8 protein-coding genes are annotated in these 14,883 nt (G+C 43.6%); 1 reads left to right on the top strand and 7 read right to left on the bottom strand.

The window, feature by feature from the left end; genetic code table 11:
* The coding region (locus tag GC097_RS28380; RefSeq protein WP_171686652.1) for an ABC transporter ATP-binding protein at positions 1–359 on the top strand (359 nt) is incomplete at its 5' end.
* Positions 360–412: 53 nt separating this feature from the next.
* Here GC097_RS28380 and GC097_RS28375 read toward each other — a convergent pair.
* The 7 genes from GC097_RS28375 to GC097_RS28345 all read right to left on the bottom strand — a co-directional run.
* Entirely contained in the window at positions 413–5,455 is a 5,043-nt protein-coding gene (locus GC097_RS28375) for an endo-alpha-N-acetylgalactosaminidase family protein (protein WP_246294511.1), read from the bottom strand.
* A 255-nt stretch (positions 5,456–5,710) separates the two neighbouring features.
* Complete coding sequence (locus GC097_RS28370) at positions 5,711–7,936, bottom strand: AraC family transcriptional regulator (RefSeq protein WP_171686650.1); 2,226 nt, start codon at positions 7,934–7,936, stop codon at positions 5,711–5,713.
* Positions 7,937–8,091: 155 nt separating this feature from the next.
* Positions 8,092–9,711: a type 2 periplasmic-binding domain-containing protein gene (locus GC097_RS28365; RefSeq protein WP_171686649.1), complete on the bottom strand. Its 1,620-nt coding sequence runs from the start codon at positions 9,709–9,711 to the stop codon at positions 8,092–8,094.
* A gap of 50 nt (positions 9,712–9,761) precedes the next feature.
* The gene (locus GC097_RS28360) at positions 9,762–10,634 is read right to left on the bottom strand and encodes a carbohydrate ABC transporter permease (protein WP_171686648.1); all 873 of its coding nucleotides are present in this window, start codon (positions 10,632–10,634) and stop codon (positions 9,762–9,764) included.
* Between the two features lie 23 nt (positions 10,635–10,657).
* Positions 10,658–11,617 (bottom strand): ABC transporter permease, encoded by a 960-nt coding sequence (locus tag GC097_RS28355; RefSeq protein WP_171686647.1) that lies wholly within the window; start codon positions 11,615–11,617, stop codon positions 10,658–10,660.
* Positions 11,618–11,838: 221 nt separating this feature from the next.
* Positions 11,839–13,719 (bottom strand): heparinase II/III domain-containing protein, encoded by a 1,881-nt coding sequence (locus tag GC097_RS28350; protein ID WP_171686646.1) that lies wholly within the window; start codon positions 13,717–13,719, stop codon positions 11,839–11,841.
* A gap of 225 nt (positions 13,720–13,944) precedes the next feature.
* On the bottom strand, positions 13,945–14,883 hold a 939-nt coding region (locus tag GC097_RS28345), incomplete at its 5' end, for a cohesin domain-containing protein (protein ID WP_246294510.1).

Below are 14,883 nucleotides of genomic sequence, written 5' to 3'. Positions count from 1 at the left end.
TAATGGTCGTAGCCAAGCTTGCCGGAATGGACAAGGAGAAGGCAGCCAAACGAGCAAAAGAGTTACTCGATAAGATGGGATTGCCTCATCGTCGAACGGCATATCCTGAGAAACTTTCAGGGGGGGAACGTCAGCGGGTCGCTATCGCAAGAGCCTTAATGAATGACCCGGCTGTCCTGTTCGCAGATGAACCGACAGCAAGCTTAGATGCATCTCGGGGTCACGATGTAGTAAGCATGATCGCGAAACAAGTAAAGGATCAACGAAAGAGTGCGGTTATGGTTACGCATGATGACCGAGTGCTGGCACTTTGTGATCGAGTGCTTTTCCTAGAGAATGGGAAACTTATCAAAAAATAAGGCAAGCCTCCAAATTCACCTTAAAGGTGGTTTGGAGGCTTTCTCGTACTACTTCATGACTCTAAAATCAATATGGCGATTGCCGCGAGATCGAGAATATCAACCTTGTTGTCATGGTTATAATCAGCCAGTTGATATAGATTCCAGTCCGGATCGGAAGAATTCTTTCCATAGGCTGCCGCTGCTTTGGCCAAGTCTCCTATGCTGATCCGTCCGTCTCCGTTCAAGTCTCCCGGAATGTTGGTTACAACCAGCGCATCGAATGCCAGTACGACTGTATTCAATGCCGTTAAGGCTTGATCAACTTGCTGCTGGGTTGCTGTAGGGTTGGTGTCTACGTTTAATGCCGAGTTGATCGCATTCTGTAAAACCGCTTTCGAGCCGACAGGATATTGACCGATATTCGTTCCTTCTAACGCTGCATCGTGTTTAGACTGGGCGGAATTAATCGCTGCATGTAATGCGGTTTTATCCGCCAGTGCAGTAACCAGCACGTCATGGGAAGCTCCGTTTACTTGCAATTCGCCACCCAAGCTATTCGCGATTACAACCTTATTCACGGACACTGTTGTATTCGTATCTTGGGTCAGTGACTTGGCAGTGAAGGAAAATTTCAAAGCGTCTTCATCAGGATGGATGGCATGATCCGCTCCTTGGCTTGCGGCCAGGATTCGAATACGACCAGGCGCTTCTTCTTTTTGGGATACGACCCCAAAACCAGGCTTCATGGAAGTAATCGAAATCAGATCAAACTTTGTCGGATCATAATTGAGTGTCAGATCTTGTGCATAGATGCTCTGATATACGTTATCCGTCACATTGCTCAGTCCAAAAGTAAGATCGAACGAATGACCTGAAATAACGGTATCAGCGCCACTCAATTGGGCAGTTGGAGGCGAATCGATCGGTGATGTAAGTATCATATCAATGATAGATATATCCCCCATTGGTACATTAACATTCGAGCGTGACGCGTCAATATATCCCTCTTTACTTGCCGTTACGGTATAGCCAGAACCTGACGGTATGTTTGTGAAGGTATAGGTTCCGTCAACTGCAGTAAAGGCTGAACCATATTCGGAATCGGTTCCAGATACAGTCACGGTTGCGCCGGAAACCGGTGTGTTACTGCTGTCTACAACCTTGCCTTTAATGCTCCCTGGAGCCGTATACTCCACCACCGGCCAGTATTGTGAAATACTATTTTCCTTAGTCGCAAACGTACTATCTGAAGAACCGCCTCTCAGGAGTGCATTCGTTACTTTTATGGATATGTTTTTATCTTGGCTAGTAAGTGCACTCTTTGCAATATTTGTCACATCAATGACTACCGCCGTGTTAAATACAAGCATAATAGGACTTGCATTCAATTTGGTTCCTAGTACCGAAGGCTTGTTGTTCCAGGTTAGGGTAGACTCGCCCCACGTATTCTGAACTTGCTCAATATTCACCCCAGGCGATGTTGAACCAACTCCTGTTGGATATAACTTGATCTTTGCACTGGTCATATTTGCTGGTACACTGCTCAAGTTAAATTTGTAGAAGGCCTCACGGGTATAGCCATCTGCATCCCACTTAACCGTAGCATTTGGATCAGCTCCATAGTTCGTAGTCGCTGACCCACCGTCACGTACAAATGCATCCGCTGTTGCAACGATTGAAATCGCATTCGTTGACGTAGCGCTAACTAATGCGCCCCAATCCGTTGTCTCTGCAGCATTCTTTGCCCTTACCCTATAGGTATGAGTAGAATTTACAGCCAGCCCGGAATGAATGTAAGGTGCGCTAGCAGGTGTTACTACTTGGCCATCTACTTCCAGGTCATATCCGGTTGCTAAATCCGTCTCATTCCAGCTTAAACTTATCTGGGATGGGCTAAGAGCAGTCGCTTTTAATCCTGTAGGCACAGCCAAAGGAGGTGCTGTGGTTACAACGTCAATCGCAAAGTCATCTATGACGAAGTCAATCATCCCTCCTGCGTTCTTAACGAACGAAACGTAGGTATCATCGTAATTTCCAGTCAAAAATGTCTTTGTAAACGTTGAATATACCGTATCGCTGACGGATGAAGGAATTGGCACATCGGACAAAGTCGTTGCACCGTTATTTCCTTTAACCGCAACACTATAGGTTCCGCCGTTATTTGCCCCGAGTAAATAATTAAAGCTCAACTTATACATCGTATTCGGCTGCAGCTTTACGGTATATGGCACTGTCCTCAAATACTCTCCTGTTTCCGGATTATCCGTCGTCATTCTCGTCTTCAATGAGTATTTGCCGCTGATCGTATCCGTCGTATAACCGGTATGCGTCTCAGACCTGTGAACACGTCCGTCCTGCTTGGTTTGTACAAAAGGTCCAAAGCCTTCGTCCTTGCTCTCAAAATCTTCGAAGAAATAATGATTTCCAAATGGTGTAGTATCCATTTCAACAACACGCGCATCATCGAAATTTAAGTAAGAAGAAGGCGTCCCTGGGTTTGCCTTGATGTAAATAAGTGCGCTAGTTTGATTTGCGGGAACAGTAAACTCCAGCTTGATTCTCTGCATGTTATTGCGCAAATACTTTAAAGAGGTATAAAGCTGGTTTACAAATGGCGATTTATCCATGTTGTTCGTAACTTCAGGTCCACCATAGTTTTTAACGCCAAGTGTTCCTGTCCTTCCATTAACCTCCATCCACGTGGACAACTGATACGTCTTGCCCGGTGTCAGTCCTGTAATGGTTTGGCTCAATGTAGCATCTGCACCATTATTGCCATTTACACTCAGATAAGTTTCACCTTCAGCGCTGTTCACAATTTTAACTTGGCTTGTGCTTCCGCTCGTAGACTCAGTCGTCCATGCTGAGGTGCCAGGTGTTAAGTTGTGGCTGTCAAAGCCAGGATCCTTGACAAATCCGAATTCTCCCCAATTCATGGTTTGAGCAGCTTGTGCCGTTTTATAAACAACATATGGTGTATTAGCTGCTGCGTTAATCGTTACTTTCCCGTTACTTACAGGAAGATCTGCTACAAAAGTTTTGTCTTGATCGGATAACTGGTACAACTTCACCGAGCTTACTCCCGCCCAACTGTTCGGAAGATCCCAGGTTGTGCTTCCACCGCTAGTGTTATAGTGGTAGATTTTATTCTCCGTTTGAGGGTCCCAAGGGATGAACACTTTGGCACTTCTGTTCGTGATTTGATAAGAAGAAGTATTATAATCGTTTTGATAGGTTGCGATCATTTTGTTGTCTTTGTATAGCTCAACTACTGGACTAGGCTCGGGTGTCGTTTCTTTGACAAATACATTGCCAGTGAAATCGATTCGGTCTGATGCCCACTTCATAATATCAAAGTTCTGCATGTACTTCATCAGCAGATTCTGGGTGTAGAATATATTCATTTGGGCGGTCAAGTTCTGATTATTACCTTGGTCGTCGTTGCCGTCAGGTCCGTATCCCATAGAGCCCGCATGCCTTGATTTCAAAAGCATGTAGTTGAAACCGAAGGAATCTGCAACGCCATTTTTCATAAATCTTAACACTTGGCTTTTAATCTGAGGAACATGATTCCACACAGCGAAATCATCAAGTGCGCCCATAAACTCTGTGCCGACAGCCCAGCCATTTTTGTTCAATTCGGTTCCGAGCTTCCACTCCGGATATCCTTGCGTATGATACACATCGACATAAACCCACTTCAAATTAGGAACGTTAGCTTTAAGCTCGGCCAACCTGCCGGCCAAGCCGTCCGCCCCAAAATTAGTGGCATCAGCATATTGATCAATTAGCCACGCCTTGTCGAGTGAATCCCAACCGCCGGCACGCGGATTTCTCAGAATTTTATCACTAAAGTATTGGGCTTCCGGATAAGCTTCGGTATGATTGATATGCACACCTACGCTTGTATTATATTTAGCAGCCTCATTAACTAAAATGTTAAACTCTGACAGTCCACCCGCTCTCTTATTGATGTTGATCCCATAATCAGGGTGGTTTGAATCATGTCCTTCAGCTTGATGTCCTTTATACTCCAAGAACTGTCCGAAGCCGTCAGTGAACAATGATATCTTCTTAACCATATCCAGCGTCCGAAGGAATGGCCATTGGGCAAGACTTCCACGGGAATAAGCGATATGAACAAAGCTTTTTTTAATTTGATCTGCACCATATGGGATTTTCATGATGGATCTGTAGGCTATCGCGCCATCCTGCCAGTCTACAATACTATCATTGTTAGCATCGGGTGTAATGGCGATCTTGCAGTAAGGCAATTCAATAACTTCAGACGGTACTTCCCTATAGGTCCAAATATTGTTCCAAGCGGCCATTCTCTTGTAACCGGCTGTCAATGATTTAGTTTGGTAAAAGTATCTGGCTTCATTCCTGTCATCTTGTATCTTGGCTGTTGTGGTCGTCTTCGTCGTATCCGTAGGATTAAATACGTTATTATACATGGTTGCTGCAAGTTTATCGGTATTCAAGATAAGATACGATTTGGCCACCGGACTTGAATCAACCGTTTTACTAGCTAAGACGTTTCTTTCTTCTACAGAGTTATCCGAATAAACGATGGAACCCTTGATATCCACCCCTGTTTCTGCGGCATTGGTTTGAGTATCCCGGATGGAAATAAGGTTTTGATTGGGAATGTCGAAAGTCATAACTTTCGTGGAGCCGCTTTCAGAAATATTGCTAACTTTGAATTCAACTATGTTATCAGTAACCTTGAAATACATCGTCATGGTTACCCCTATACTTGAAAAATTCATTGTATAGGTGATCGTATCCGGCGCCGTTATAGAACTGGTTACGGTCGGCGTGTACAGTGTACCATTGATTTTAACCTGACTCAGCGTGTCTTCATTTCCGTAAAATACAGCACCGTTAGACGCTCCTGCCCCCAACCATTGGTATTGGATAATCCTAGGAAAAGCATCATCCACACTTACGCTCAAATTAGTTGACTGAATGGTGGTCTGATTGGCTGCATGAACTGTCGTCTCTCCAAAAAACGGCAGATTACCGACTGAGAATAACTGTGCCAAAAGAAACAGAAGCGCCAGCATGATCCTAAATTTTCTTCCTAAACTCTTTTGAATTGATTTACTCATGTTTGTCACAATAAAACACCTCCATGATCCTCATTTTTTAAAAGCGCTTTCAACAACTGTGACTCGATCATAATTCGTTCGATCCGTTAGAGCAATGCGTAAAAACTTAATAAAATAACACCATTTTTCCATAAACCTTTATTTTTTGAGAATAACACGATCTTGTGCTATAGCACTTTTTAGCTGTAAGCACACGAAAAATCCCGCAGTCTCAATGACCGCGGGATATCCATTTATCTTCCGTACGATTATGGCTCACCATTCATTTATTCCTTCAAAATTTACCTTTTGGGCCTGTTTAGGCGTTATCCCATATTTTTCTTTGAAAATTCGGATAAAATAATGCGCCGAGTTATACCCGATCATCTGTGAAATATCCTGAACTGTATATTTTTTTTCTTTTAATAGCTGTAAGGAATGGCGCAACTTCATATCAGTAACATAATCGGAGAAATTAACGCCCATCGTCACCTTAAATAATTTGCTTAAATAATTCGAGCTGACCCCAACGTGATCGGCAACCATGTCAAGCGAGATTGGATTGCAAATATTCTCCTCAATAAATCGGGCTATATGAAGCGCCATATCTTTATCGATGTTTTGTTTTTTCTGGTTGAGTGTGACCATCGTAACCGCAATTACATCATAGATCCATTCGTGAAACTCATTCACATTTTCAATGCGCTTCAGATACTGCCGGATGTCGTAACCATATAGCTGACTTGAACTAAGACCTATACTCTTGAGAGCTTTCCGAATGGAGGACACCACGTCCATAAGGATGTGTTTGCAATACTCTATCGTATATTCCCCAGACTGGATTTCATCTAGTACGCTATCAATTGCTTGTTTAAGCCGCTGCTCGTCCGAAGAGCGAACATAGCCTTCAATCTCATTTAATACTCTGATCGAGCTGCCGGTATCCTTTAATTTTGAAATGTTTAACTTGTCATATCGTAGAACAGAATCCTGATGTAAAAATCGGTATGGAAGTGCTTCATTTGCTTCAAAATACGAAACCGAGATATTCGCCTTGTTCATTTCATAGCTATTTCCAACTGATAAGGTAAATTTCAAGCCCGAAGTCTCTTCTATTTTATGTACGATATCCTTCATAATCAGTAACTCATTCTGCTCTCCGGAGAAATTTACGATACCGGATATGGATTCGCCTTCCGTCTTGATCGCATAGATTCGACCATGCTTGCTAGCATGTTCCAGTGACTCTACTAGTTGAACGATAAGGCTTATTTCCTGTTCAAAATCACAATAATCCTTTAAACGAAGATGCAAAACAAAGCAAAACAGCCTTTCCTCATTGAATAAGATCCCGAGTGATTCCTCCTGCTCCGCTATGATATGTTGGTCAAATTTGCCGCTCAGCAGTTGCAGAATCGTATTCCTTCGTAAAATTGGCTTACTTTGATCCAACTTCTTGTTTAATTGACTGATTTGGTCCGTAAAGAGGTAGAACATACTGCCGATCGGCTTATGCATTCGTACTGTCATTAGATAAGCAATGATTAAGTTGACCAGAAGTAAAATACCGCCTACTAAAATTAAAAAATTCCGAATATGATACGATTTCTCGTAATAGATGCTTTTCGGGGTAATTAAGACATATTTCCAAGGACTGTATTGGGATTTCGTATAAGCGACCATCCCGGCTTCTCGATTAATTTGCGTCGAAATGATGCCTTCGTCCTCGCTCTTGATACGTTCAATCAAAGCTTCTTCTAAATTGGAGGCCGCGCCTTGCGAAGAAACGGTATCGGTTAGGTAACGTCCATCCGCACTTATAATTACAATTTGCTGGCCGCTCGATTTTTGATAGTCATGCACCATGCGATTAATGGCAGATTCGTCGATATTGACGGCAATGATGCCAAGCTTTCCTTCAACCGGCGCAAAATAAGGAAGACTGCGAACATATGTAACCGCGAATTTGGCGTCATTACCTTCACCTAGCCGAGTAGACATCCAGCCTATCGCTTTTTCCGTCTCGGAAAACTGTTTAAACCAGTTTTCTCTACCGCTTAGATTGCAATCAGATATATGATTTCGAATACATACATTCGAGTTTAAGAACAATAAATTGCTTTTCCGATAATACATATCAATGGAATGAATGAATGGGAATCGATTGCGTATTTCATCTATTCTTTTGGAAACTTGCAAAATCTTTATGGTATCGCCGGAGATATCATGCTGCAGCGGATAGGTTAACGCTTCATTGCTTTCGACGTTGGTTAAATAGAGATTGGGAATGTTCACGACTTCCTTTAATACCCCTGCATCCATGAAATCGCGAAATTGGGTAATCGTGTGCATATTCAATTGATTAACCTGATCATCATAACTGGACTTAAAATATTGAAAATAAATCGCCGATGGAAGCACCATGATAAATATCACCAACATGATGTTAAATGCGAGCAGGCGCAAAAAAACATTCCCTTTCACTTGTAAACGCCTTTTCATTTCATCCCCCCCACGGTTCCTATACTACACTTTACGTTATATTCATATTCTGTCAACGCAAAAAAAGCGAAAACTTGATAAGATTTCCCCTTCTGGACAGCTGTAAGCGTAAAATGCGGCCCACTTGCTTGAAGCGGACCGCATTACCACACATCTTATTTTCCGATCAGTTTGTTATAAGCGTCGTTCAGCGACTTTTCGACTTCGTCTCCTCCGTTGGCTTTAAAGTCCTTTACAAATTTGTCAAACGAATCGACACTTTGCTCGCCAGTAATAATTTTAAAGTAAGTTTCGATGACCATCTTGCCTAAATCAGAGGATTTTTTGTTAAATGTATCCGTCGCAGGTGCGAATTGATTCGCATAGCCTTTATAATTAACAACCTTGTCAGCAAACTTGTACGTGAAAGGATTTTGCTTCTGCAGGAATGGATCGTAGTTGACTTGAACATTCATGACTGCTTTTCCTTTTTGCTGCGAATCGCTTTGCTTTTCAGTAGGCGTCAAGTTAATGAACTTGCCGTTATCATCCTTCCAATCCACGCCTTTAATCCCGTACATTGTTTGCGTGTAATACTCGTAATCCGTAGTTGCCGCTTCCATCATTTTAAGAACCGTTTCCAATTTCTTCGGATCCTTGGCAGCCTTGGTTGTAATCCCAATGGCTCCGTTGAACGTTCCCCATTGCGTCGTCCCCGACTTTCCTTGCGGGCCTACTGGCGGCTTACCGAACACGATCTCTCCATTTGGCTGCGATTTTTTGAATTCTTGATAGGCAGGACCGTAAGCATCTCCCGACTTATCGGGGTCCAGCTCGTTTCTCCAATGATTATATTGCCCTTTGCCAGTTACCCCGATTCGGTTGTTGTTCATTGTCTGGGACAAAGACCAGTGACCTGACGTATTCTCGGATGTGATGAACTCAGGATCTATCACTCCGTCTTTATACCACTTTTGCAGTAGCGCGAGCGCGTCCTTCATCTCTGGTTGTGTGGCAGCAAATTGAATGTTGCCGTCCTTTTTAGTAAGCATGAGCGCCCGCTTAGGGTCTGCTTTGGCTGCTGCTTTTATATCGTCGATAGGAGGAGCACCGAACGCGCCCATAACGGCTGGAATTGCGAAATCCGATAATCCGTACGTATCTTTCTTGCCATTCCCATCCGGATCGTTATTGCGCATTTTGTACACAGCATCCTCAAACTCTCCCAGAGTCTCCGGCACTTTGGTGATCCCCAGCTTATCGAGCCAATCCTTACGCCAGACGACAACAGTCGGATATCCCTTTATCGTTGCAGGAATACCGTAAATTTTACCGTCGCTTTTCACATAATCCCAGGTCTCGCTGTAGCTTTGGTCTAAATATTTCGCATAAGTCGGAGCATATTTATCGATCAGATCCCTCGGAATCGGCGCCAAGATCCCTTGATTAATGTAATTGAGAAGATTCTGCTGACTGCGCACCTTGAGCACATCCGGCATTTCCCCAGCGCCAAGCTTCACGTTCAGGTTGTCATCCCACTTGTTGGCATCAATGAACCAAAAATTAAACTTGACGTTGAATTTATCCTGGACAAGTTTGACAAGAGGTGCCGTCGTATCAGGCTGACCGTAAGAATCATAGCCTAAATAGTCTAAGGTAACCAGTTCCTTGCTCGGTGCGTTGTCCGCAGGCTTTTCGCTCCCTGCTGGCGTTTTACTGGTGCAACCCGCAACGACTGCGATCGCGGTTGAAATCACCATTAGCCTTGCTACCCTCTTTTGCCATTTGCTGCTCATTCGTTAACCCCTCCAAATTTTTTTATATGCTAATTCCGAATAATCGGAAATTAACCTTTAACAGATCCAACCAACGAACCCTTAATAAAATACTTCTGTAAAAATGGATACACGCAAATGATCGGTATGATCGCGACAAGGAGCGTTGCCATTTTCATTGATTCGGTATTGACCGCAGCCTGCTGGGCATTTGTATCCATCGTTTGCAACTGCCCCTCCAATAAAATTTTGCGAAGCACTAATTGGAGCACCTGCTTCTTCTGATCCTGTATATAAATCATGGAGTCAAACCAAGCATTCCAATGATAAACCGCAGTGTAAAGACCAACCGTCGCGACGATAGGCAAGGAGAGCGGAATAACGATTTTAAATAAAATCGCAATATCGTTCGCTCCGTCGATTTTCGCCGATTCCTCCAGGCTTTCCGGCAATCCGCTAATAAAATTGCGAACGATGAGTAGCATAAATGCACTGACTGCGCCTGGAAGCACAAGAGCCCAAACCGAGTTCATTAGTCCAATGTTTTTGATTAAAATATAGGAAGGAATCATTCCGCCTGAAAAAAACATAGTCAATACAATGAATCCTGTCCATAGCTTTCGATTCGGCAGCGTTTTTTTGGAGAGTGGATAAGCCCCCATGAATGTAAGCAAAACGGTAAGCGTCGTTCCGAGCACTGTACGAAGAAGCGTATTTCCATAAGCCCTCCATACGAGCTGCGTATGAAACACTTCCGAATACCCAGAGAAATCAAATTTCGTCGGAAACAAATGCAGCCCATATTTGCCGATGATTTCAGATGGACTTAAGGAAATGGTAATGACCTGCGCTAACGGCACTAATGTGAAAATGCTTAATAGAAGAAGGATCGTATAAATGGTTATCCCTAACACGCGATCCATCAAAGATGCTTTGTATACCATCGTCATGCTCCCTTCAGTTCTGATCAAAAAATCGTTTCATCGCTAACTTTACTTGCTAATCGATTGGCCGTGAAAACAAGCACTAACGCAACCACATTCTTGAAGAGACCGACGGCAGCGGCATAGCTGTAATTCATACGAGACAAACCTTCGGTATACGTATACGTTGACAGTACGTCCCCGACTTGCATGACTTTTACATTCAGCAGGTTGTAGACTTGTTCGAAATCGTCATTTATGATCGAGCCTGAGCTCAAGATCAGCATGATTACGATAACCGGAATGAGCGATGGAAGAGTGATATACCATATCTTTTGGGCTCGCGAAATGCCGTCCATCTCTGCCGCTTCATACATTTCCGTATTGATTCCGGCAATCGCCGCCAAGTAGATAATCGTCGTAAAGCCTGCCTGTTTCCAGATTTCCGATAGTACGAGTATCGGTCGAAACCAATTCGGGTCCGTGATGAAGTAAACCGGTTTCAACCCGATAATCGTCTCGAGTATATAATTAACCGGCCCCCGACTAGGGGAAAGAATTTCAATAATAAGTCCTGATAAAACAACCCAAGAAAGGAAATACGGCAGATAGCTGATCGTTTGTACCGCCTTTTTGACAATCGGACTGGTAATTTCGTTTATCATAAGCGCTAATGCGATGGGAACTGGAAACCCGAACAGCAGCTTATAGAAATTAATGATCAGTGTGTTTTTCAATACGGTGTAGAAATACGGTTTGTTGAACAATTCTATAAAGTTATCGAACCCTACCCAAGGACTACCTGTTACCCCCTTCAAAAATTTATAATCTTGAAAAGCAATGACAACCCCGTACATCGGTCCATAATGAAAGATTAAATAATAAATGACGACCGGCAATAACATGATGAAAAAATATTTGTGCTCCACATACTGTTTGAGAATCGACTGTTTATTTTTTATTCGTTTCACATAAGTTGCTTTCGCTTCTAAGGCAACTCCCATTTGATCCACTCCACATGTCTTATTTTTAAAAGCGCTTTCATGTTTATAACCTGATCATAATTCGATCAATCCGTTTGAGCAATGCGTAAAAACTTAATAAAATAACACGATTTAGCTAAAAATCATATTCACTTGAGAATATAACACGATCTTGTGTTATTGCACTTTTTAGCTGTATGTGTGCGGGAAATCCCGCAGTCACCATGACCGCGGGATTTTCATCATACTTTCGTCAAGACGATGGACCATTTCGCTGAACGGGTGGGAACTAACGCTTTTAATGTAATTCTATAAAGAGAATTGCCCCATACGGCTCGCAATCTCTCGTCCTTTAAAACGATGAGTTCCTCGGCAGCAACGACATCACGGCTGTTATAATCCAATCGTATCGCATTGCCTAAATGATCGCTTAATAAGATCGTTCCGATCTCCTCCAGCTGTGGTACGCATGGCGTCATGAGGTGAATTCGGATATCATCGGTCGGGTCCTGAAGGCTGAAATCATCCTCGATGACGATACATGCATCCTTTTGACGAGAGAAACTGCAAGTGCGTCTCCATGTTTCGATACCTGCGCTTTCCGGATAGGCGCTCGCAATGTTCATGGAAAGCTGAGCCAGATGATCATCGTCAGCTTGGCTATAATGGACTTCCGTTGCCGCAAATTCGTTGCCTGCCTGTTGCTGGACACCATTTACCATCGGTACATTATGATAGGCGGACTGCATTGTCCAAATTTGGTAGCGTTGCGGGCTGAAGGTTTTCGCCGTATACGTCTCGACTCCTATATCGATCAGGAACGGACTGCCGTTGTTATAGACCACAAAATGACCGACATCATTATGATTATGACTTTCGCCGTTATGTCCTCCCTTTGCTGCAAGATACAGTCCTTGACTGGAGCCCGACTGTTCCCTCGCTGCCATAAATTCGATAACGTTCAACCATACATCTCGAACAAAAGGCGGTTGCGATAATGTCTCTTGCATCTCCTGATTTACAAAGAGAGAAGGGATGGTACGATGCATAGTTAGCCATCCCGAGGGGATCGGTGAATGCTGATTTCGGAATGCACTACATGCAAGATCTTTAAGCTGCTGATCATGAATACGCTTCCCATATAGATACACAAGCTTTGCTTCTATTTCCACCCTCGCGCTGCTATCGGCAAAATTCACATAATAGCTGCCATCAATATGGGCTTTATACAAGTAGCTCCCCATTTTCCGTATCAGTGGCTCATTAAACAGGTTAATCCTGCCATCTGAAGCTTGGTATAGCAATTCCAAACAGTCAAACAAAGAGCCACCGGCTCTCCCCCAATACACTGGACCCTCATCACAGCCTCCGTCACTATGACAATCTTCAATATAACGGTCCAAGCACTGAATAACTTTGCCAACCGCCTGAACCCGCTGTTCATTCTCCTGCTCTAACAATAGAAAAACCGAAAGGAGATTTGAATTGATCCAGGGATTCCAATTGTTCATCTTTCGATTGGTTTCCAAGCCCATCCACCATAAATCATTGCGTTCTAGAAATGGATTCATGATTCTGCGCTTTAATTCCATCCGAATACGACTGCATATATTTTCACTAACACGATCTAACGAATGCTTCAATAAGTAATGCGTCGTGGCAAGCAAGCTTGCCGTTTCTCCTGCACATAAATCGATAAACGCATCTTCAATATTCGGAAGATGGTCTTTTGCGCTTTGTTTAGAAATCACTTGATGAGGGGGAATGACCCAAGTAGACTCTTCACAAATACACCATATTCCGTTGATTATCTGATCAAGAAATCGTCCTTTTCCTTCCATGCATTCCGCCAGAACGAGGATTGCAAGCACCCTTTTCCTTTCCCGCTGCTTCTCTTCGTATAAAACTACTTGCCCGCTTTTGAAATATTCCAAGTAATCTGTCGCCCTTAGACTTGGCCAAGAGAAGGCTAACGAATCATTTCCCTTGGAGATCCATATCTGTCTTAATGATTCCGGAAGTGACTCCCATTGATCTCGATCTTCAAACTTAGGGTAAGGATAATATTGGTCATGCGGACTAATAAGATTAGATAGCGTACTAGCATAACGATCCATTAACATTTCGTTCAATCATCCTTTCTTCAACTAAGACTCACTTCATCATAGGTGCATCCCCTTCGTTCAACAATCATCAATATGATAAGAAAATATCACGATTTAGCATTGCCCATCTCCCTCTCCTGAAGCTTTGTGATTTTAAGTGACCAGTCAACCCATAAAAAATCCAACCTTACCGTAACAACGGAATTAGGTTGGATTTTAGACATCCCATAGATCAGTCCCTTTTTATTGCAAGATCGCCTTGGCTACGATAGCAAGGTCTACAATGTCAATCTTGCCGTCCTTATTGACGTCAGCATTCTCGTTCCAACCCGCTTGACCTTGTTGTGTGCCATAAGCCGCTGCTACCATTGCCAAGTCTCCAATCGTGACACCGCCTTGTCCATTGACATTTGCAGTTATTCGCTTGGTGTCGAACACTTGAATTGCCGCTTCCAATGCGGCTTTCGCGCTATCAACCTGCTGCTGGGTAGCATTCGAATCGTTTGCTGCCGCATTGGCTGCATTGATAGCCGACTGCAATTGCGCTTTAGAGCCAATCGCATACAATCCATCTTCATTGCCTTCCACGGCTGCATCGTACATCGCCTGAGCGCTTGCGATCGCCATGTTCAAGAGCGATTTATCTACTGGTATACTAGATATAGTTATTTGTAGCTCGCGGGAGGCTCCGGCGACCTGCAGCTCATTCCCCTCTCCATTGGCAATCACAATATGGTCTACAGAAATTGTCGTATTGGTTGCCTGAGTGACAGATTTGGCCGTAAATTTGATTGTGAGCAAATCGCCTTGGGCAGGCACGTTCGCGCCCACGCTGGCAGCGACAATCCGGAGTTGACCCGGCGCTGTTTCCTTTTGATCGATGACTTGGAACCCGTCTTTCAGGGATGTCACCGAATCGAATTGCACACTTGAAGGGTCATACTTTAATGTAAAATCTTGAGCGTACAGTTGCTGGTATACGCTTTGCGTAACGCCAGTCAGTCCCATCGTCAGATTGAATGCTTGCCCAGAGTTCACCTTAACGGGTCCGGCTATAACAGCTTGCGGCACTTCCGGTGAATCAAGACAAACATTGATCTCCGCAGCAGATGCCCATCCGTTAACGCCTGCTGTTGCTTCGAGCTTGACATGGGATGCATTTATGGAAGAAAATGTTGCGTA

The sequence above is a fragment of the Paenibacillus planticolens genome (assembly GCF_013141725.1).
GTDB lineage: Bacteria > Bacillota > Bacilli > Paenibacillales > NBRC-103111 > Paenibacillus_E > Paenibacillus_E planticolens.
This window is presented reverse-complemented; position numbering and strand designations above follow the sequence as displayed.